The following is a 21,115-nucleotide window of genomic DNA, read 5'->3' on the forward strand; positions in this document are numbered from 1 at the left end:
AAGGTATGGATTTTTCGACGTTGTTGCACCTATGGGGTGCAGCAAGCTCTGAGCAGCTGATCGCACCCAAAATGGTTGTTGGTCTCGTTTTCGTTCTTTGCGCTTGGTACTTCGTCCGTTACTTCTGTAGGTCATTCAAGCTTAGCGCCCAGCTGAAACGTTTGAGTGTTAGCTTGCAGAACGTGAAAACTCTCGATCCACCTCTTCGGCGTTCTGAGCTGGAACGTCTGTTCAGTGGCAGCAGACTGGAGCATTCCTGGCGCGAGTATGCTGAAACGCTGCACGATCAGTTCGAGCTCAAGGAGGGCGAACAGGTTCTTCTCCGATCACGAGCCACTGCCGGTGCTGCACACTTCTTCTCACCGCAAAGTGTGGTTGATACCCCGCTGGGGACCGAGTTCTACAAGCACCTACCGGGTATTTTGACCGGTATCGGGATCGTCGGAACCTTCTTCGGCTTGATGCTAGGTCTTCAGCACTTTGACCCGAGCACGCCTGAACAGGTTAACGCCAGCGTCGATAAGCTGTTGAAAGACGTGCTGTTCGCTTTCATCGGCTCCTTCATTTCAATCATGGCCTCTATTGCCGTCACGCTTACTGAAAAGTGGCGCTTGGGGCACTGCTACAAGCTGCTTGAAGCATTCAATGAAACAATCGATGGACTTTTTGACAGCGGTGTCGGTGAGGAATACCTGGCCGAGCTGGTGCGCTCAAGTGCAGAGAGCTCAGTGCAAACCCGCCAGCTAAAGGACAGCCTGGTTACAGATCTGCGGGAAATGCTACAGAACCTCGTTGATACGCAGGTTCGTGAAAGCCTCAAATTGGCAGATACCTTGTCTACGACGTACCGTGACTCAGGGCAACTGCTGGCCGACCAAGTGAGCGGCGCAATTGAAAATAGCCTCAAGTCGCCGCTTGAAGCCATCGCGGGAGCCGTGCAGGCCGCCAGTGGCGATCAGTCCGGGCAGGTACAGAACCTGCTTCAGGATGTTCTGGTTGCTTTCATGAACAAGCTGGAAGGTACGTTCGGCCAGCAGTTCAATGGCCTGCACGAGTTGATGGGCCAGTCGGTTGCCGCCATGCAGTCGATGCAGCAGGGCTTTTCTACGCTGATCCAGGATATGCGTTCGGCTAGCGAGTCCTCGAATCAAAACAGTTCGACCATGATTGCCCAGCTACTGGCCGATATGCAGGCCGGACAAAACGCCATGCAAGCGGGGATGAACGAGATGCTCGCCAATCTTCAGGCTTCGGTTGCCCGTATCGGCAACGAAGGGGAGGGGGCTGGCGCTCGAATGGCCGAGCAACTGGAGAAGCTCTTCGCTCAAAGCGAAGCTCGCCAGCAGGCAATGGCTGAGAATCTCCAGGCTTTTGTCGAGTCGATCAAGCAGAGCATCGGCCAAGGCCAACAGGAAACCATGGCCAAGATTGCGGGCTCCGTCGAGGTACTGGGTGAGCAGCTCTCGGCAGTCTTCAAGCAACTGGAACAGGGCCAGCAGCAGATGGATCAATCCACCCGCGCTGCCCAGGCAGACCTGCACCAAGGAACCCGCGACCTGGTGGGCGGCCTTGACGAGCAGGTCAAAGCATTGCTGCAGACGGTTTCCGAGCAACAGAAATCTGCCCAGGACACCGTCAATGCATTGAGCGCCCAGACAGAGCAGCATCTACACAGCATGCAGCAAGGTGCGGACAAGATGCGGGCGGCGGCTGAGCGATTTGAAACTGCCGGACAGAGCGTTGCGCGAGCCAGTGAGTCGACGGCGGGGCTCATGGGTACAGTCCAGGGCGCAGGGGCTGAACTTGCACAGGCTTCGCGAGAGCTGAATACCGTTGTCGCGGACTACCGGAACAATCGTGAAGCGCTCGTGAAAACGCTCGCTGTCATCGAAGGGGTAGTTGCCAGTGCGCAAGGGGAAGCCAGCGGGCGCAGCCAATATCTCCAGGACCTGAAGGTTCAAAGCGAGCGGATGCAGGCGCTCAACCGTGAAGTATACGAATACCTCGAAAACATCAGTGGTGTGCTGGGTAACGGCTTCAAGGAATTCGGTGAAGGTATGGACCGGGCGTTGAGACAAACCCTGGGCAGCCTTGACACCGAGCTCGATAAAGCAGTCAAAAGCCTCGCCGGCGGTGTGGAAGGGGTCAAGGAAAGTCTCGAAGATTTCGGCGACATCATGGAACGTATCAGGCGGTAACGGAGGCTAGTCGATGTTTGGTAAGCAAATGCCTTCGGCTGCCCGTTCAAAGGACGAGGGAGAGAAGCCTTTCTGGATTTCCTTCGCTGATTTGATGACCGCGATGATGATTCTGTTCCTCGTGGTCATGGTGGCGGCTTTGAGTTCTGTGACGCAGCGGATCAACCAGGCGGAACAGGGGGAGAAGCAGCGTAGCAAGGACATCAGCCAGATCTGCGAGCACCTGAGCCTCAAGGCGAAGACTGCCAGCAAGACCATCGTTGTGGACTGTAAGGACAACCGAATCAGCTTCGGCGATGCTGGCCGTTTTGGGCATAACCAGTACGCGCTGAGCAACGATGGCCAATCGGCACTTCAGGAGGTCGTGCCGATGATTTTGGACGCGGCTAACAGTGAAGAGGGGCGCAAGTGGTTCAAACAGGTTGTGATCGAGGGATCGACCGACACCGATGGTTCCTACCTTTATAACTTGCACCTGTCACTGCAGCGTTCGGAGTGGGTGATGTGCAGCCTGCTCGATAGTCGTAGCCCGCTCCAGGTCGGATTGTCGCCGGAGCATCAACAGCAGATTAGATCGATGTTTCTGGCGGGTGGTGTGTCGTTCAACAATGCAAAGGACACCAAGGAAGAAAGCCGGCGAGTGGAGTTGCGCATGCAGTTCTTTGGCTTGAAGGAGAAGGAGAGCAGTCTCAAGCCTGATGTGCCGGTGTTCACTAACACTGACGTGGAAAAATGTCAGTTGGCGATGAACCGATGACCAGCTCGATCGCGAGGCTTTCCGCTGCCATTAGCCAAAGCCTGTCATCTCATCGCACGGTGCAGGCCCCAGAACCCTTGGAGCGTTTCCCTCGTCTGGCTGCTGCGGGAGTCGATCTTTACGAGCGATTCGAGCGCGCTGAAAAGGCCTTGCCGCCACCCGAAGAAAAGCGCCGTGCTGCAATAAGCAAGTTTCGCAGTGTGCTGCCACTCAACGCCTCGGAATGGCGGTTGGTGTTCGCGGGCCTTTCGGATAAGAGCGAGCGAGTCGGGCCGATACTGGACGATGACCAGCTTTACGCCCGAGTGCATGAGGAGGTCCATCAGCGCATTGAGACGCGAAGGTTGAGCCGTCGAGATTGGTTGGCGTTGTGCTTCAGCTACTTTGGGTACGACGCGGCCAAGCCTGTTGAAAACGCCAATTGGTGTCTGTTGCGCGAAGACGTACAGCTCGGTTTCGAATGTGTCAGAGACCAGCAGAAACGCGAGAAGGAGTGGGTGCAGATTGTTCAGCAACACCAGGAGCTTTTTTCTGAACAGGCGGGTGCCAAGCTAGGGGACCGGATGTTCAAGGGAGAAATCAGCGACCTCTCGGCTTTGCAAACAATTGCTCAGATACCTGACAACAGTTGGCTGTGGCGGAGGATTTTTACCGTATTGATCTCTCGCATTTTTATGCTGGATGACGACGAGTTTTCTCAGCGTTTGGCTGACCTTGTAGACATTGGTCGGCAGCATCCTCGGTACATGAATGACATTTTGAGTGCATGTCTGTCGCGTTATCACTTGGCAGCTTATCGTGAGAAGCCTTCGTCGCTGCTCAAACAGCTTGCGCTCGACAATTGGGGGAGTCCGCAGATCCGCTCCAGACAAAACAGCTGGCTGCAGTATGTCGATAAAGATGTCTGTGCGATGGTTGTGGCGTGGTTTGCGAAGGAGGATCTGGAGCACTTTTTCAACTTGTTGAAGGGAGACTCCGAGGTTGATCAGTCGCGCCTGTACTACTGGCTAAGATTTGCCAACCAGATGAGCTACACCCGGATTGTCATGGGCTCGGACGCCTGGCAACACAGTGGGCGAGACTTTGTTCATTTCCGTGAAAAGAACAAAGGGCGTCTGAGCAAGTTGATTGGTGGTTCTGGGCACAATAATGCTGTGGTCATGCAGATTGGAAACTACTTTTTTGTAGAGTTTTCTGGAACAGGTAATGCCTGCTATGTGTACAAAGCAGATAGCTCTCCGTTCAATCCGGACAAATCTCAGCTCGCACTTAAAGCAGATCTGAAGCAGGCGAGTCCTTTCAATCCTATGCGGCATTCACCTGCACCTAGCCACCCAAATCGCATAGAAGGCTGGCTCAGCAAATTCGATGATGCCCTCGAGCAATTGGGTATCCGTGTGCAGAGCCAGGTTGCAGCGGCAGGTTCAGCCAAGCCGTTGCCTTTTGAAGACCAAGTCCGTGACGCCCTTAAGTCGGTGAAACACAGGGTCTACGATCAGCGCGAGCGCGGCGGTGCATTTCAGGTCCAGCTTGATGACTATGACCCGGCCGCCGTAACTGCACTGCAACGCCTGGGCTTCAGGCCCGTCAATCACCAGCCACTCCGGTTCTGGAGACAGTAATGCTCAAGCGTTTTCTCAAAGGCATTGGCTTGCAGCCAAGTTCAACAACAGAAAATTCCGCACCTGCTTTTTCCATTGAAGAGCAGGGCATTTCTTATCCCTTGAGCTTGGCGGAGAATACGGAGTCGTGGTCGCTGGCGAGTTATCTTGGTCAGTTGGAAGAAGAGGAGTTCGTCTCACAACTGAGCGACCGCTGGCTACTGACGTGGGAAGAGCTCTATCGGCTGCTGGATGAGCCCGAGCACTTAACAAGCCTGCCGCTTTTAGGGTTGCCGCCACACACAGCCCTCATCCCTCAACTGAGCAGCCAAGGCAGCCTTGCGTCCGATGATTTCAAAGTCACCATCAGTGGCTGGCGTGATCCGCAGTCCAACGCCAATGTGCAGGTGCAGCGTACGGGGGCCATCGTTCACTATCAGGGAACCACAGAAATTCTGCCTGAGGCATCGTGGAAACTGACCGGCGCTGTAAGACAGCTTTATCTGGCACAACACAATGAGCCAAGTGAAGTCACCAACCAGATCGGCTGGGCCAGCATCAAAAAACTGGCGCGCAAGGCTGGTGCTGGTATGGATGGTTTTCTGGACAAGACCGTCGTTATCAAACCCGAAAAGCTGCGACTCAACCCGCGAAAATCGATGCCAGGCGACACTCCAGTTATCGAGCTGCAACCAAGCTTCGAAGGGCAGCCGGCCAACTGGCTTGAGAGTTTTGACGGTGCTACGCAGGTTCAGGATCGATACCGTGTAACGGGTGATGATGGATCGCTGACCCATGTTCTGATTGAACCCGAAGTCAAATCGGTATTGGACTACGTGCGCTCGTTGCCCGGGCGTCGGGTCGCAGGCGACGATGCCCTGTCATTCGTCCGCAACCCTTACAGTACACTCGGCGAAAGTGCCGCGCACGTGCTGGACGCCGAGACCTATGAAGACGAGCTAGCCGAGGCCGGTATTTTCTTCCATCGCTTTCATCTGGAACCCAAACTGGATGAAGCAGGGCAGCGCATTGAGCAAGTAAAACTGACGCTCGAACCGATCTCATCAACCCCGCAACTACCCATCGAAATTAAATTTAGAGCGGCCCATGAATTCGCGCCGTTCGTGCATGAGCTGCAACTGAAGTTGGCGGCAGGCATGCCTGCGGGTTTCTGGCAGGGCTATGAGCTGGAACTCAGTGATTTTGATTTACGCCAGTTGGCCGGTATTAATGACCTGCTTAAACGTTGGCAAAACGAAGCGGCCGGTATCGAGTTTGATTCGGTTCTGGACCTGTCTCTGTACGGCGATCGTGTGACTGGCATTGGGGAAGCGGAAAGAATTACTTCGCCATTCCTGGTCAAAGAGGCGACCGAGAATTGGTTGCCGAAAGATGTGGCGGCGCTGGGCATTGATGCAGAAATCTTTGGGCGCTGGGACCCTTCCGACCGTGCGCAATTTGAGGCGTTTGAGCAACGGTTGGATGAAGCGCGCGCTGCTGGTGATGAAACGGTCTTTTTACCAGAGTCCGAAACGCCAATCTCGATTGCCTCTGCCGAGCAACTGTTTGATGCCTGGTCGAAGAAGATCGCACCCGTCGAGAGCGGCCGGGGCGAGCAACTGGAAAAGGTTGGGCGCGCGGTACTCCAAATCGGCCACAACATTGATGAGCCTACCTACGTTCAAGTGCGTCAAGCAGCGTTACGCGCCGCTTTGGATGCAACGCCAGAGCTGCCAGGCTTGCTCAAACCTGAAGTCGTCCTGCGTGAGCATCAGCTTCAGGGCGTGGCATGGTTGCAGCACTTGTTCCGGTTGTCCCCCACGGACGTATCGGGTTGCTTGCTCGCTGATGACATGGGGCTTGGGAAAACAATCCAACTGCTCACCTTCCTGGTCTGGTACCTGGAGCGGTACCCAAAAGATCAGCCGACACTGATCGTCGCGCCAGTCTCGTTGCTCGATAACTGGGAGCGAGAGCTTCACCGTTTCTTCTTTGCCGACGCACTGCCCGTGCTGAAACTGTATGGCTCAGCCTTAAGTGCAGTGAAGTTCAAGAAAGATGAAATCCCTGCAGACTTGAAAGCCAAAGGCATCAAGAACCTGCTGCGCCCAGGTTGGATGGGCGATGCCCGAATCGTCCTGACGACTTACGAGACGCTGCGCGATCAGGAGTTTTCCCTGGCGCGCCAGCAATGGTCCATCGTCGTGTGTGACGAAGCTCAGAAGCTGAAGAACCCGGCGGCACTGGTGACTCAGGCCATCAAAGCCATTCCCGCACGGTTCCGAGTAGCGTGTACCGGTACGCCGGTCGAGAACACTCTGATCGATCTGTGGTGTCTGTTCGACTTTATTCAGCCCGGATTTCTGGGCGGCTTGAACCAGTTCGGGCGCGACTATCAGCGCCCAATCGAAGCCGCACTGGAGCGAGATACGGTTGCCCTGGAGCGGTTACGTGGGCTTATTGATCCGCAAACGTTGCGACGTACCAAGCAGGACGTTGCCAAGGATCTTCCGGCCAAAATCGAAGACGCGGCATGTCGTTCACTCAGCATGCATTCGTTGCAGCGTAATCTTTACCTGTCTGAAATATCCGCCTACAGCCAGAAGCAGCAGATCGAAGAGCAGCTCGATCAAAAGACCTCCGGCATGCTTGGGTTACTGTACAAGCTCAAGCTGATTTGTGCGCATCCCTACAGCGTTCAGCCAGATACACGCTTGCGCGACAACTCGCCGAAGCTGCAATGGTTGATGCAAACGCTTGAATCGATCAAAAGGGCCGGAAACGGCGACAAGGTCATCGTCTTTACCGAGTTGCGTGATATTCAGCGTGAACTGCAGCACGCGATTCAGCAGCATTTTGGCTTTCGGGCGACGGTCATCAACGGTGATACCAGCACCAGCAGCCAGAGTGCCAATAGCCGACAGCGGTTGATCGATCAATTCCAGGAGTTGCCGGGTTTTGCCGTCATCATCCTGTCCACTATCGCCGTTGGATTCGGGGTGAACGTGCAGGCCGCCAACCACGTCATTCACTTCACGCGTTGCTGGAACCCGGCCAAGGAAGACCAAGCGACAGATCGGGCTTATCGGATTGGTCAGCAGAAGGATGTTTATGTTTACTACCCGACGGTTCGGGATGCAGCGATGCCGACGTTTGAGGCGACGCTGGATGAGTTACTGAGTAAGCGGCGGGCGTTGGCGCGGGATATGTTGAGTGGGGCGTCGGAGCTTCAGGCTTCGGATTTTGAGGGGCTGCTCAAAACGAGGTGAGTGGCACTTCTATGCTGAGCGGACACCCAGTAGTGACTGGATGTCCGGGCTCCGAGAGTTGCTCAGCCGAGCGATTCGTCAAAATAATCGCTGTCAAGCTTGGGGACTTTGTAAAGCTGTGAGCTGACGCCCACTTCATGATCGAGCATCAAGTTGACCAAGCGCTTACCGTCGACCAGCACCATCCCTTCGACTGAATGCGCGAACTCTACAGCTTGAGCGGTGAAGCCGGAGGTGGTGATGAATACCCCGCGTTTGGCTTTCTGTCCGGCCAACGCGCCATAGAACGCTTGAAGGTCGGGGCGACCAACGGTGCTCTGCCAGCGCTTCGCCTGAACGTAGACCTTCTCCAGCCCCAGTGCGTCTAGCGAGATCACGCCGTCAATGCCGCCGTCTCCGCTTCCGCCGACTTGCTGCAACGCTTGGCGGTTGGCGCCGTAGCCTAGGCTGTGCAACACGTCGAGCACGATGTGCTCGAAGCGAGTAGGGCTAGCCTGCAACAGGCTGTCCAGCAGGTCGCCCGCCACGCTGGTGCGCAGTTCAAGGATCGCTTGGTTCAGACGCTCTTGCGGGCTGCTGGTCGCGAGATCAGCGTTGGCAATTGGCACTGGTGTGTCGTTGCTTTCATCCAGCGAAGCGGCATCCGGCGCTGCCTTCAGCCTCACGCTCATGAAGTTTGTAGCCAGGTGTTCGACCTGTTCTGCACTCAATGGGGCAGTGTTGGCTTGAGCAAAGGCGCGACCGGAGTCAGTTAATTGCCAGTAACCATGCTTGGCGCTGCTGGAGTAGCCGGCCCGTTTGAGCCGGTCATGTGCCCAACCGGAGCGGTTTTTATAGGTGGGCTGGCCGCTGGCGATAGTCTCTAGACGCTGTGACTCGCTCAGGCCTAACGCCTCTGCGGCCGCTTCATGGGTCTCACCTGCAGTGGCCCCGTCCGGGTGAGCGGCGAGAAAACGCAGGATGGGCTCGATGAACTTGTCGAAGGTTGGGACGGACATGGGCTGTTCTATTTCCTAATACCGGCTTAGTTTGACTTCGCAGTTTGGCGACCGCGCTTGGCTTTGGGAGCGGCGGCGCGTTGGGCTTTGATGCGGTCCAGTAACACGCTGGCAGGTTCGTCGTTTGGGTCTTGAGGCACCAGTTCGCCTCGGAAGGCTTTGGCGAGGATGCTCCGGGTTAGGTTATCAATCCGTTCTTGAGCTGCTCTGACGCGGGCTTCGAGCTGGTCAGAGAAGGCGAACAGTTGTTCTACGCGGCGAACGATTTCAGCTTGCTCATTGTAAGGAGGTAACGGAATTTGAAGGGCCCTTACGTCGCCGATGTTTATGCCGCGAACAGCGACGCCGCGAGTGGCGTTTTTCATTCGACGTTGTGTTGAGTCTGCCAGCAATACCCAATATACAAAATCAGTCAAAATGAGCGGTGATATTGAGAGTCGAGCAGTATCCTGCGTAATATTTGCTCCCTCAAGGCTTGCTGGGATCTTGATCAGACGGCCAACACTTCCCCTGATTGATAGCAAAAGATCATTTTCTAGAAGCCGGGCACGCTTGAATTGTTGATCAATCTCGGAGCTGGTTTTCTTGATGTTAGCCGTATTAAGTTTGTTACCTGGAAAATCCGCAACCCGGATGTACGGGACACCCTCTTCCAACTCTGGTCCTGGCTTTAGAATGCCGTAGGTGATTGGTCGTCCCGGCACACACACGTCACGCAGTTCGGCAATATCCCAACTGTCTGGCAAATCATCTGAGCTGAGGTCGTGAGCCTCTTCGGTAGGATTAGATGCATTACCACGGGCATGTCCGCCTTCTGCAGTATGAGCATTTTTTATTTGCTGATGTAGCTCGGATCCCTTATCTATGGCGGCGCGGTGGGAACGCCACTCCTCGGTCAGTCGCCCAGAAACTGCGGCGGAGAGGACTGACTGGCGAAATCGCCTCAGCAGCGCGGGGATGCCTCCGGTGCGGGTTTTCAGGGTATCCACCTGAGCTAATAATTCGTCGAGCTTAGCGGCAATGCGTGTTTGCTCTGCTAAGGGGGGGAGGGGCAGTAAGAACGCTTCAAGCTTTTCAGAGTCGATACTCTGAACTGTTGTTCCATCCTTGGAGCATGTTGACAGAATATCTGTGCCAAAGCGTTTGAGCATGTAGAAAAATAATTTCGGCACAAGGCCTTCGGTCGGTCGAAGAACCTTAATGTCCTGATTAACTGTCAATTGAACAGATGACAAGGCTACCGGAAACGTATGTTGAAGAATCCCGCTGCGCGTAACCATTAACACTGAATTGGCTGGATAAAGCGTCATGCCTGCCTGATCAACAGCGAGCTGTGAAATTCTATCTTCGGAGTCGTTGAGAACGTTTTTCTTCATGTCTTTGGGCGATACCCAAGGTACATCGTGACTCGACCAGAACTGGGGATTACCTTTCGATGGTGTCTTACCACCCGACATTCCACCAAGATCTGCTATAGAAAATATCGTCCAGCCTGTGGGCATTACCGTAATCATTCCTCTGCTCCCAACCCCATCACCTCTGCCATCAACTGCTTCTGCGCCACAACTTCATCCCCAGCCCCCAGCGCCTTCATCAGTTCCTCCAGCTCATGCAGTGCTTCAGTCAGTTCAGCCATAGCCTCACCTGCGAGCACTTCCGGAGCGGGCAGATCAGCAGCATTCAAACTGCTTTCATCCTTCAGCCAACTGATATCCAGCGAGTCACCACGCTCATTGCGGATGTAATCGCGAGTAAAGCAACGGAAGCGGCTGGCTTCGCCAATACCTTCGACGTTTTCCGCACGCGGGCTTGCACCGTTGGTATCGTCACCAAAGGCATCTTCGAACGGTTTGAGGTGCGCAGGTCCAAAGGGCGTGCGCTTGCCAAAGCTCGGCATGTTGCTACGCAGGTCATAGATCCACACCCGCTTGGTGCAGCCTTCTTCCTGACGAGGGTTTTCCGCAGTGCCTTTCTGGAAAAACAGCACGTTGGTCTTCACGCCTTGTGCGTAAAAGATGCCCGTAGGCAAACGTAGGATGGTGTGCAGGTTGCATTTGTCCATCAGGTCGCGACGCACGTCTGTACCCACACCCGCCTCGAACAGCACGTTATCCGGCAGCACGACGGCAGCACGGCCACCGGGCTTGAGACCACGATAAATATGCTGAAGGAAAGCCAACTGCTTGTTGCTGGTCTTGTAGGTCAAGTCATCACGGGTCGGGCCGCCGCCTCCCTTGGCAGTGCCGAATGGCGGGTTAGAGAGAATGACATCGACTTTGGGCAGGTTGGCTCCGGTCTGGCCTAGTGCGTTGCCTAGATGCACGACGCCTTCCTCATCACCCTCCATCCCGTGTAGCAAGGTGTTCATCAACGCAAGACGGCGGGTGCCAGGTACCAACTCCACGCCGACGTAGGCCTGGGTGCGTTGGAACTCGATCGCTTTGGCTGGCAAGGCGTACAGGTCGCTCGTTTGGGATTTGATGTACGCATCAGCAGCAATCAAAAAACCCGCAGTACCGGCGGCCGGGTCCTGAATGGTCTCTCCCGGCTGCGGCTTGATGCAGCGGATGATGCTGTCGATCAGCGGGCGAGGGGTGAAGTACTGGCCTGCGCCAGACTTTGTCTCGCTGGCGTTCTTCTCCAGTAGGCCCTCATACAAGTCACCGAGGCCGTCCTCACGAGCGCTAAACCAGTCGATGCCATCGAGGCTCTTGACCAACTGCTCCAGGTGACGCGGTTGCTGGAGGCGAGTCTGGGCGTCGGCGTAAATGGCGGCGATCAGCGGGTCCGGGTTCTTACCAAGGTCCAACAGCATCTGCCGGTAGTGATCGAGTAGGTTAACGCCGGATTTTCCAGCCAAATCCGGCCAGCGCGCACCCTCGGGCAGCTTGTGGCTGAAGTTCTCGTTGTTCTGCACCTGTTCGTATTCCATCTTGATGAACAGCAGCAGCACGAGCTCTGTGACGTAGTCGCTGTAGTTGATGCCGTCGTCGCGCAGGACGTCGCAGAGGTTCCAGAGTTTCTGGACGATGTCGGAGTTGGTCATGGGGTACCCTGTGGTGATGTGTGTAAAGCGCCAGATTGCGCTGGCGCAAAAATAGGGTTGTCCGGAGTCAGTCGTCCGGAGAGTGTTGTTCGGCCTTTAGCGTTTGGCCGACCGCAGTCAGTCGATAGCGCTGCTTGCTGCTGTTGGGTTTGTCGGGAATGGTCATCTCGACCATGCCCAGTGTCAGTAGCGGAGACAAAACCAGCTCGCGGAACTTGGAGCGGTTGTTGCGTCCAACGAAGGTCATCAGCTCCGGCACGGTGTGGGCGCCTGTCATGTTGCTGAGCAGTGTTAGCTGCTCTTGCTGCAAGGATTTACCTTCACGCACCCGCTCAGTCCCTACTTGGTCCCGACTTAGTCCCGACTTAGTCCCTACTTGGTCCCTACTTGGTCCCGAAAGAGTCCCGCTTTCAACGGCCCGCTGAATCACCACCTTGAACTGGTTGCCCTGCCGGTCATCGTCCAGAGTGATCATGGGCCACGCGTCGATCGCGCGCGGGATGCCTGTACCCAAGCCGCGATAGGGCAGGATATGCACGGCATGGGAGGTCAGCGTCGGGTTGCGACGGTTGGACAGGCCAAATCGAATCTTCTCGGTATCGAGCACGTCAGGCAGGTGTCCGGGGCTGATCAGTTCGATACGGTCGGCGAAAATCATAATTCGGATGGAGGCGCTGACAAAGTAGTCGCGGTGGATCAGGGCATTGACCAGCAACTCTTCAAACACTTCCTCCGGTACTTCCAGTTGACCGAGGCTATTGAAGCCCTGCTGATGCTGAACATGGCGCAGGTTGCGCTTGATAAAGGCCAGACTGCGTCGGTACTGCTCTTGAAGATTGCCGTCGATATCCTCGCTGTCGAGGTAGTGGCGGTCATGCAGCTCAGTACCCGGAAAAGCGACAGCTTTTATATCGAACGCGGGGCAAAGGCGTTGTGGCGCCTTGCCGAACAATAACAAGCCAGCCAGATTGGGCGTACCGCCGCTGGCGAGGCCGAGGTTTTCCAGGATGCGGATGGTGTCGAAACCTGTCTGATCTGGACTTTGCCGGAAGCGTCGTTCGAAGTACTCGCCAATTGCCTTGGCGTCGATGTCTTGCACGGTACAGCCCGCGACGGGTACCGCATCGGCACACACCAGTCCGGCCTGCTGGAACAAACGCTGCAGTTCTTCACGAGCTGTGACCCGGCGCTTGTCGGCGCCATTTTTTACCCAGATGCGACCTTGGTTGTCCACGTAGGGTTTGTTCAGCCCTGCTTCAACAGTCACTACAATGACCAACCCTTGCTCGGTCTGAAGGTTACTGGACAGGGGATTGATGGCCGGGCGGATGTTCTGCGATGCCGCATTGGAAAGCAGCTGGTTGAGCCGCGCAACATCAGCGCTATTCAAACCGCTCACCTCGCCGGAGTCCTCCACGCCGATCAGCAGATAGCCACCGGACGTATTGGCAAACGCCGCCAATTCGCCTGCCAAGGCATCGATATTGTTGAAATCGCGCTTGAACTGATGGCGGCTGTCCTCACCACAGGCAAGGATTTGGTGAAGCTCGGCAAGGGTCATTAAGCGTCTCTGGATGTTGCGGGCGATGAGTCGAGTAGCGGGCGGTATTATCCCTCATGAACGAGTACTGAGGCCAATCCAGCGCGCAGGATTAGCCTCATCCCGTTTGTGACCACAGATTGTCGTTCAAGGCATCCAGCACGGCGCCCAGATTGCCGCCAAGCAGTTTATTCAGCCGCGTGCTGCCGCCATCGTTCCTGAAGGCTTCGCCAATCTGCTTTTCGTCAATAACAACCTCGTGCACCAGTTGGTTGGCGAGATGGTCTAGCCATCTACGCTGTACTTGAGTCCAAGGCTGCAGGGTGTAAATCGTCTCCATTGCCTTGGCTACGCGCTGCCTGAATGGCAGCAGTGCCTCTCCAAGGGCCGCGCGACGGATGAACCCTACGATACTGGCCGCGATTTCCTGGTTAGTCTGGTTGCGCCAGGCGCTTTGCAGGTTTACTTCGCTGTAGCCGTGCTCGTCGAGCAGCAACCGCACCTGGCGCAGTTGTTCACGGGTCAGGTCCTGCGGGCGGTTGACCATCACGCCGAGGGCCACCGACTGGTTCAACTGATTTTTGATGAAGTCGTTGAAGCTTTCCAGATAGTCGGCGGGCTTTTGGTAATCGCCGTAATTCTGCTCACGGGCCATCAGTTCGTCCGCATGGTCGGAAATCACTGGGTAGTTCAGCGATCCCAATAGCGTATTGACTGTATCGAGCTGGCGGAGCAATTGTGAGTGTTGCTGAATGAACTGTGCAGCTTGCTGCGGGCCGATCTGGTGCAGATGCTGGTGCAGTTTGTCAGGCGCTACGCCCCAGGTGTTTTCCAGTTCTGCAAGCTTGTCTTTTAGCAGTGGCCTGCGTTCGGCCTCATGGGTGGCCTTGCGCAGGATGCGCATTACTCGCTGGCTGAACTGATCAAGTACATCGTGGGCATGGCTGGTCTCTGGCTGGTTTCCTGGAGCATCGAGGCTGGCGGGGTTGATCAGTTCGCTCACCAGTTGTTCAAGGCTGATGCTCGGGTCTTTCACCAGTGGCTTCATCGTATCGACTGGCTCAAGCGCTGCGTATAGGTCAACCGGATCGTAGATTTTGAAAACTGTCTTGCCGATGTCATCGCAGCGGCGAGTTGCGCGGCCTTTCATCTGTTCATAAAGGATGCGCGAACGTACCCGGCGCATGAACACAAGGTGGCAAATGCGCGGCACGTCGATGCCGGTGGTTAGCAGGTCAACCGTGATCGCAATGCTTGGGTAGCGCTCGTTCTTGTACTGGCGGATCAACTGTTTGACCTTGTCACTTTGCCCGGTAATGATCTGCACTGCTGCCTGGTTGTAATTCTCTCCGTGAACGTCCTTGAAGGCTTCGTCGAGGAGGTTTTTGACCCGCTCGGCATGGGCCTGATTCACGCAGAAGATCATCGTTTTTTCGTCGCCCGAGGGATCAAGCTCTTGGGCCAACTGCTCGCAGATCACCTTGTCGAAACCGGGTGTAATCACGCGCCGATTGAAGGACTCGATTTCGAAGTCGAGCTCATCCTCAAGCTCGGCGACATCCACCTCACCAGTGCTCGTATCGATGATGTTGACGCTCTCGCCCTTGGCAAAGTGGATGCCATTCTTGTTAAGTAGGGTCTGATAACGGATCGGCGGTTCGTGATCGATCAGCCAGTCGTCAGCCACGGCCTCTCGGTAGCTATAAGTGAATATCGGCGCGCCGAACACTTCGCTGGTGTGCTTCGCGGGCGTGGCTGTAAGTCCGATGCGGCAGGCGTCGAAGTAGTCGAGCACGCGACGATACTGCGACAGGTACTGGTTGAAGTCGCGTATAGCCAGCTCGCCTTCGGTCATTTCCTGATCGAGGGTGTAGCCGCGGTGGGCTTCGTCAACAATGATGCAGTCAAAGGTATCGATGGGCGGCGGAGTGTCCGACTGGAAGATGCGTTTAACCATGGCTTGAACGGTAGCGACCTGAACCCGTGTTGCTGCTTCGGCAGCCATGTCACCTAGCTCTTTCACATCGTAGATCTGGGCCAGGGTTTGGTTTTGTTCCAGCGTTGCCTCGTTGAAGGCTTCGATCGCCTGTTCTCCCAACGCGCTGCGATCCACTAGGAACAGAATGCGACGAAAGCGCTCTGCCTTTAGCAAGCGGTACATCAGGCCAATAATCGTGCGTGTTTTTCCGGTTCCGGTCGCCATGGCCAGTAGACAGTTGCGGCGATTGGCGACCAGCGCTTGTTCGACGGCCCGGATAGCGTTTTCTTGGTAATCACGCAGTTTGAGATAGGCAAAGCCTTCTTGCTGCAGCTTCGCCTCTGACTCTTGCTGGCTACGTGTGAGCAGATCGAGCAGGCCGTTTGGCGTGTGGAAGTCCTGTAGCGGTCGACGCAGATTTGCCGCGCTACGCAAGTCGCGGAACCAGATGCCGGACAGCTCGGCGAGCTGCTTGATGAACGGGCGACCATTACAGGCAAACGCAAACGGGACTTTGAAGTAACCATCTTGGCCATCCTTCCAGCCTGCGCCTTGCCCTGCAGGTTGTAGATCGCTGGTGATGATCAACTGGCGTGAATAGCGCTCCGCTTGGGGGATGCGGTCCGCGATGTTGATGCGCTTTCGTTTGGCTTCAACGATGGCAACAGGTGTAAGGCCAGCGAACAGGACGTAATCAGCGTCTTCATTGGTCTTGCTGGTTGGCCATTCAGCGATGGCTTTGTTTTTTCCCTTCTCGGGCCGAGCGCCCTTTTTGTAGGTGAGTTCCAGCGAGTCGGCTTCCCAGCCGGCGTCGTTCAGTTGCTGATCAATGAGAATACGGGTCAGGTCTTCGTTGAGGTCAAACTGGCTGCTGGCCTGCTGCGTTTTGCGCGTGACCTGCTGGGCGGCCTGGGGCTGATCTGCTAGCTGTTGCTGCAGTACTTTCAGTCGCCCCTCGAAATCGGTTCGGGCCTTGGACAGCTCGGCCTCGCGCTCGAGAGCGATTTGCTCGTAGACGCCTGCCTCTTCCTTCATCTGCCCGACGAGACTGGCTTGTTCCTGCTTCTCTTGCGCCAGCAGCTTGGCTAATTGCTGGTTGCTCTCCAGTTGCTGATGGCTGTCACCCAACTCTGCGCGAAGTTTTTCAATCTGCCCCTGTAGCTCACGCAGAGGCTCACTCGGATCGGTCGGAACCAAGAAAGGCCCTACCTTAAAAGTGTTGCCGCCCTTGCCGAATGACTGGTGATACCAAATCGCCAAAGCGCGTGCGACCTTCAGCCCATCCAGTGCCTCGCGATGTTGTGTGCGGAATTCGTGGGTCGCCTTATTACCTTCAATTCGCAACGTATGGAATAGGTTGCGAATATTGCCATCGAGCTGGATTTCTCGGCTCAGTCGGAACAGCAGGTCGGCTTGAGATGTGTTGGCGTCGAACTCGATACCCGCTCTCACTGCCAGATCTTGGGCGAGCGCCTCGCCCAACTGTCGCAGTTTGATGAGCGTTGTGTTGGGGTCGCTGGAAAATACGCGCTCTGCCGCATTGGCGAGCTGGAAGAAAACCGGATCGTGCTCTTTGAAAAAGGCGAAATTACTGCTTTCTGGCATGTTTCATCCCTTGAGTTCGTCACCAGCCATCCCGAGAGTGGCGGAGCAATAGGGGCATAATGCCAGACGAAGCGTGGTACGTGTACAGCCGTGTCAGCGGGTCGGTGTGGTGCGCTATTGGCTGAGATAGAGGCTTTGCGCTTGGACAACCGAGATATCTGATGGCTCTTTGGCAAATCTTCGAAGCGCTTAGAGTCCATCGTTACTGGATTTCAGGCACAAAAAAAGACGTCCGTGGACGTCTTTGATTGATCATTTGGTGGAGCCGGGGGGATTTGAACCCCCGTCCGCCAGTACTCCGCTTTCGGGCCTACATGCTTAGCCGTGTCTATTAAGTTAACCCTCAGCGACCCGACGGGCAGGGTGCTTTGGGCGAGCTGTGTAAGTTTTAGCCGATTCGTCCACAGCGTACTGCACGGCGATCCTGTTCTGTATAACAATCATTTCGGGTTTACAGGCATCCCCTTATGATTGCTGGAGCCGAAGCTACCAGAAGGAAGGCTAGCGCCGCTTACGCAGCGAGAGCTTGTTCCCCGTAGGTTTCGTCATTGGCAACTATAGAAAGTTGCAACAGTGGATTTACGACTTCTGTTACCAAGTCGGCATGCCCCTAGAGTTTCATCACCGGCGTCGAATCCTAATCGGCCCCAATTCTGCTGCTCCAGGCAGTCAGGCGGCGGAGTGTACCCGAATCAATGGGATACGTCGACTCCGAGCCTCAAGCCGCGTCGCCTGGCCAGCCCGAAGGCTGGCCGCAGTGCCCGCAGCGAGTTACTTGGCGTTACCGCCGTCAGAGCCGTCGCCGCCCGTTTTGAGAGTGGTGATCTCTTTGGTGGTGAGCTCGATGCACTTCTTGTCATCGCCGGCTTTTTGCGCAGCGGTGGCTGCAGTCAGAGTTTTTTCCAGTTCGTCTTTAGTGTCTGCGCTCAAGTTGGTGCTCGTCGAGGTGTGAGCATCCTTCAGCGTTTGCAGGTTAGCGCCACACAGGTCATCGGCAGCGAATACCGGGGAACCCAACAGTGCAGCGGTAAGAAACAGACCAGTCAGTGCTGTGCGCTTCATGTGTATCTCCTTGAGCCTGTTGACTCGGTAGGGCCGCTCAATCGGGGCCGTTCTCCGAGATGGAGGTATAAGCGCCAGTCGTGTGTGGCGCTTAAAGAGATGGACTGTGGGTCAACGCGGGGGTTCTATTTATTTTGCAACTGGTGGGAAAAAGCCATATTGCAGGATGTAACAGAGAAATGGGGCGAAAGTTGCCCCATTTGTGTGCATCACACGGTTTTGGCGCGAGTGACGCGATCCACGAGATAGACCAGCCCGTGGTAGTCAATGCCGCCGTGGCGGGTGAGGCCGATTTCACAGGTGCGGCTGGTGGAGATGCCCTCGCTGCAATATTGCACGGCGTCTTTGAGGGTGCGCAGCGAGTGCGCGTTGAGTTCCGGGGTGGTAAAGCCTTTGTCGCCGGCAAACCCGCAGCAATGAATGCCTTCGGGGATGACCACGTTGACGCTGCACAGCCGGGCAAGTTCGATCAGCGCCTGGCTTTCCCCCAGATGTTGGGTGCTGCACGTGACGTGAACGGCGATGGCTTCTTGTTGTGGGGTGAAGACCAGTTTGTCCAGCAGATGGGTGCGAATGAAGCGCACGGGGTCGTAGAGGTCGAGGCGCGTTTCCTTGAGGTCTTGAACAAGGCGCAGGGTGCAGGGGCTGGTGTCGCAGTAGATCGGGTCGAGGCCGCCGCGGCTGGCTTTGGTCAGTGCAGCCAGCAACTGTTGGCGCTTCTCTTCAGCGTGTTCCGCATAACCTTTTGAGGCGAAGGGCTGGCCGCAGCAGAGGCTGTCCTGATCTTCAGGGAACACCACTTGATAGCCTGCTTTTTCCAGCAGGCCACGGGTTTTGTCCATCAGCGACATTTGTTCGTGATCGGCTGCCGCAGGCCCCATGACCCGGGACACGCAGGCGGCGAGGTAAACGACGCGTGGGCGTTGGTCCTCGACCGGCGGGGTGAAGCGGATCGGATTTTCAGGCTGTGGCATCGCCGGGGTCCACTGTGGGACGCGGCCCGATGATGCTTTGGTCAGCGCCGCCGAAAGCTTCGCCAGCCTTGGCGCGCCGAGCAGCATGCGTGCGCCGTTGGCGGCATGCAACGTGAAGCGAGCGCCTTTCAAGGCGGCAGTGAAATGCTGCGCCAACCAGCCTGCTGTTTTGCCGTGAGTGGCGTGCTCGGCGCGGAGCTTTTTGACCAACTCGCCCGTGTTGATGCCCACCGGGCAACGTTGCGCGCAAAGGCCGGTCGCGGCGCAGGTGTCGATGCCTTGATAGTGGTAGTCGCGCTCCAGCTCGGTGGTATCGGTGCCTGCGCGCTTCTTCGCTTGAATGTCACGCCACATGACGATGCGCTGGCGCGGGCTGAGGGTCAGGCCTTTTGACGGGCAAACCGGCTCGCAGAAGCCGCATTCGATGCATTTGTCGACAATCGTGTCGGCTGCGGGCATGGGCTTAAGGTGTTTGAGGTGAATGTCCGGGTCTTCGCTCAGCACCACGTTCGGGTTGAGGATGCCGTTGGGGTCGAGCAGCCGCTTGAGCGTCCACATCAATTGATAGGCATCGCTGCCCCATTCCAGCTCGACGAAGGGCGCCATGTTGCGACCGGTGCCGTGCTCGGCCTTGAGAGAGCCGCCGAACTCCACGGCCACCAGTTGCGTGACGTCATCCATGAATGCCGAATAGCGAGCGATTTCCTGCGGGTCGTTGAAGCCCTGGGTAAAGACGAAATGCAGATTGCCCTCCAGCGCATGGCCAAACAGGATCGCCTCGTCGTAGTGGTGCTTGTCGAACAGCTCGATCAGGCGGCGCACGCCAATGGCCAGTTGTTCGACGGGAAAGGTCACGTCTTCGATGATCACCGTGGTGCCGGTTTCACGCACGGCGCCAACGGCGGGGAAGGTGTCTTTGCGGATGGCCCAGAGGCGTGCGTTTTCGCCGGGGTCTTCGGTGAAGTCGACCTGTTTCTCCACCGGGAAATGCGCGATCGAGGCCATGATTTGCGCCAGTTGTTCGTGCAACAACGCTTGTGTCGCCGCACGTGTTTCGATCAGCAGCGCGCAGGCGTTTTCCGAGAGTTCTTTGACGAACGCGGGCATACCCGGTTTGTTTTGCACCGAGCGCATGCTGCGGCGATCAAGCAGTTCGACGGCGGAAACGGGCTGGGTTTTGAGCACGGTGACGGCGTTGCAGCAAGTTTCCACGTCAGGGAAGACGATCAACGCCGAGGCTTTGTTCGGGTGGTCGGGGACAGTGTCGTAGGTCACTGCGCTGATGAAGCCCAGCGTGCCCTCGGAGCCGACCAGCAAATGGGTGAGGATGTCGAAGGGGTCGTCAAAGTCCACCAGGGCGTTGAGCGAAAGGCCGGTGGTGTTTTTCAGTCGATACTTGTGGCGAATCCTTGCCGCCAGCTCGGTGTTCGCGCGGGTTTCGCGACCCAGTTCAGCCAGACGCTCAAGCAGCTTGCCGTGGCTGGCGCGAAAGGCTGCGACACTGGCGTCGTCTTCGGTGTCCAGACGCGTGCCGTCAGCCAGTACAAGGCGCATGCCTGCCAGCGTGTGATAGGTGTTCTGCGCCGTGCCGCAGCACATGCCGCTGGAGTTGTTGGCGACGATGCCGCCGATTTTTGCCGCGTTGATCGAGGCCGGGTCAGGTCCGATCTTGCGCCCGAACGGCACCAGCCAGGCATTGGCCTGTGCGCCGATGACCCCTGGTTGCAGACGGATCTGCTCGCCATCGCGGCGAATCTCGCGGCCATTCCAGTTATCGCCGAGCACCAGCAAAACAGAGTCGCTGATGGCCTGCCCCGACAGGCTGGTGCCCGCTGCACGGAAGGTCACGGGCACTTTATCGACCTGAGCCAGTTTGAGCAGCGTGACCACTTCGTCTTCGGATTCAACGCGGATGACCAGTTTGGGAATCAGCCGATAAAAGCTGGCGTCGGTGCCGAAGGCCAAGGTCGACAGCGGGTCGTCGAAGCGCCGTTCGGCGGGGATCAGGCGCTTCACATCGTCCAGAAAGGAGGCGGGGAGGCTCATGCGGTGTTCCTCATCTGCCGCGGCATCTGACGTGCCGCGTG

Annotated in this window: 11 protein-coding genes and 1 other RNA gene; 4 read left to right on the forward strand and 8 right to left on the reverse strand. The window is 56.5% G+C overall.

Going from position 1 to position 21,115, the window contains the following annotated elements; genetic code table 11:
• Nucleotides 1–5 precede the first annotated feature (5 nt).
• The 4 genes from zorA1 to zorD are packed head-to-tail and all read left to right on the forward strand — an operon-like array spanning nucleotide 6 to nucleotide 7,825.
• Complete coding sequence (zorA1, locus tag ACI5GA_RS20385) at nucleotides 6–2,198, forward strand: type I Zorya anti-phage system protein ZorA1 (RefSeq protein ID WP_421424016.1); 2,193 nt, start codon at nucleotides 6–8, stop codon at nucleotides 2,196–2,198.
• 13 nt (nucleotides 2,199–2,211) lie between these two features.
• Nucleotides 2,212–2,955 carry a type I Zorya anti-phage system protein ZorB1 gene (zorB1, locus tag ACI5GA_RS20390; protein ID WP_012053768.1) on the forward strand — a complete coding sequence of 248 codons (744 nt, stop codon included), beginning with the start codon at nucleotides 2,212–2,214 and terminating at the stop codon, nucleotides 2,953–2,955.
• On the forward strand, nucleotides 2,952–4,577 hold the full coding sequence (gene zorC / locus ACI5GA_RS20395; protein WP_421424018.1) for a type I Zorya anti-phage system protein ZorC: 1,626 nt from the start codon (nucleotides 2,952–2,954) through the stop codon (nucleotides 4,575–4,577). Before zorB1 ends, zorC begins: the two co-directional genes overlap by 4 nt.
• Nucleotides 4,577–7,825, forward strand: coding sequence for a type I Zorya anti-phage system protein ZorD (gene zorD / locus ACI5GA_RS20400; RefSeq protein ID WP_421424020.1), 3,249 nt, complete (start codon nucleotides 4,577–4,579; stop codon nucleotides 7,823–7,825). The genes zorC and zorD overlap by 1 nt, the downstream gene beginning before the upstream one ends.
• A gap of 62 nt (nucleotides 7,826–7,887) precedes the next feature.
• Here zorD and ACI5GA_RS20405 read toward each other — a convergent pair whose 3' ends face one another.
• The 8 genes from ACI5GA_RS20405 to ACI5GA_RS20440 form a co-directional block, all read right to left on the reverse strand.
• Nucleotides 7,888–8,823, reverse strand: coding sequence for a restriction endonuclease (locus ACI5GA_RS20405; protein WP_421424022.1), 936 nt, complete (start codon nucleotides 8,821–8,823; stop codon nucleotides 7,888–7,890).
• A gap of 26 nt (nucleotides 8,824–8,849) precedes the next feature.
• On the reverse strand, nucleotides 8,850–10,337 hold the full coding sequence (locus ACI5GA_RS20410) for a restriction endonuclease subunit S (protein ID WP_421424024.1): 1,488 nt from the start codon (nucleotides 10,335–10,337) through the stop codon (nucleotides 8,850–8,852).
• Nucleotides 10,334–11,869 carry an N-6 DNA methylase gene (locus ACI5GA_RS20415; protein ID WP_421424026.1) on the reverse strand — a complete coding sequence of 512 codons (1,536 nt, stop codon included), beginning with the start codon at nucleotides 11,867–11,869 and terminating at the stop codon, nucleotides 10,334–10,336. The genes ACI5GA_RS20410 and ACI5GA_RS20415 overlap by 4 nt, the downstream gene beginning before the upstream one ends.
• Nucleotides 11,870–11,936: 67 nt before the next feature.
• Nucleotides 11,937–13,430 carry an RNA-binding domain-containing protein gene (locus tag ACI5GA_RS20420; RefSeq protein ID WP_421424028.1) on the reverse strand — a complete coding sequence of 498 codons (1,494 nt, stop codon included), beginning with the start codon at nucleotides 13,428–13,430 and terminating at the stop codon, nucleotides 11,937–11,939.
• 97 nt (nucleotides 13,431–13,527) lie between these two features.
• Nucleotides 13,528–16,992 carry a type I restriction-modification system endonuclease gene (gene hsdR, locus ACI5GA_RS20425; RefSeq protein ID WP_421424030.1) on the reverse strand — a complete coding sequence of 1,155 codons (3,465 nt, stop codon included), beginning with the start codon at nucleotides 16,990–16,992 and terminating at the stop codon, nucleotides 13,528–13,530.
• A gap of 257 nt (nucleotides 16,993–17,249) precedes the next feature.
• Nucleotides 17,250–17,641, reverse strand: a transfer-messenger RNA (tmRNA) gene (gene ssrA / locus ACI5GA_RS20430).
• 122 nt (nucleotides 17,642–17,763) lie between these two features.
• The gene (locus ACI5GA_RS20435) at nucleotides 17,764–18,054 is read right to left on the reverse strand and encodes a hypothetical protein (protein ID WP_421424032.1); all 291 of its coding nucleotides are present in this window, start codon (nucleotides 18,052–18,054) and stop codon (nucleotides 17,764–17,766) included.
• A 209-nt stretch (nucleotides 18,055–18,263) separates the two neighbouring features.
• A complete protein-coding gene (locus ACI5GA_RS20440) occupies nucleotides 18,264–21,074 on the reverse strand; it encodes an FAD-binding and (Fe-S)-binding domain-containing protein (RefSeq protein WP_421424034.1) in 2,811 nt (936 codons plus the stop codon).
• Nucleotides 21,075–21,115: the final 41 nt, after the last annotated feature.

The organism is Pseudomonas sp. Pseu.R1 (assembly GCF_045764065.1).
In the GTDB taxonomy this organism is placed as follows: domain Bacteria; phylum Pseudomonadota; class Gammaproteobacteria; order Pseudomonadales; family Pseudomonadaceae; genus Aquipseudomonas.

Coding starts and splice junctions, on each gene's coding strand:
- zorC (WP_421424018.1), top strand. CDS start 2,952: ATGACCAGCTCGATCGCGAGGCTTTCCGCTGCCATTAGCCAAAGCCTG.
- ACI5GA_RS20420 (WP_421424028.1), bottom strand. CDS start 13,430: ATGACCCTTGCCGAGCTTCACCAAATCCTTGCCTGTGGTGAGGACAGC.
- ACI5GA_RS20440 (WP_421424034.1), bottom strand. CDS start 21,074: ATGAGCCTCCCCGCCTCCTTTCTGGACGATGTGAAGCGCCTGATCCCC.
- hsdR (WP_421424030.1), bottom strand. CDS start 16,992: ATGCCAGAAAGCAGTAATTTCGCCTTTTTCAAAGAGCACGATCCGGTT.
- ACI5GA_RS20405 (WP_421424022.1), bottom strand. CDS start 8,823: ATGTCCGTCCCAACCTTCGACAAGTTCATCGAGCCCATCCTGCGTTTT.
- ACI5GA_RS20435 (WP_421424032.1), bottom strand. CDS start 18,054: ATGAAGCGCACAGCACTGACTGGTCTGTTTCTTACCGCTGCACTGTTG.
- zorA1 (WP_421424016.1), top strand. CDS start 6: ATGGATTTTTCGACGTTGTTGCACCTATGGGGTGCAGCAAGCTCTGAG.
- zorB1 (WP_012053768.1), top strand. CDS start 2,212: ATGTTTGGTAAGCAAATGCCTTCGGCTGCCCGTTCAAAGGACGAGGGA.
- ACI5GA_RS20415 (WP_421424026.1), bottom strand. CDS start 11,869: ATGACCAACTCCGACATCGTCCAGAAACTCTGGAACCTCTGCGACGTC.
- ACI5GA_RS20410 (WP_421424024.1), bottom strand. CDS start 10,337: ATGATTACGGTAATGCCCACAGGCTGGACGATATTTTCTATAGCAGAT.
- zorD (WP_421424020.1), top strand. CDS start 4,577: ATGCTCAAGCGTTTTCTCAAAGGCATTGGCTTGCAGCCAAGTTCAACA.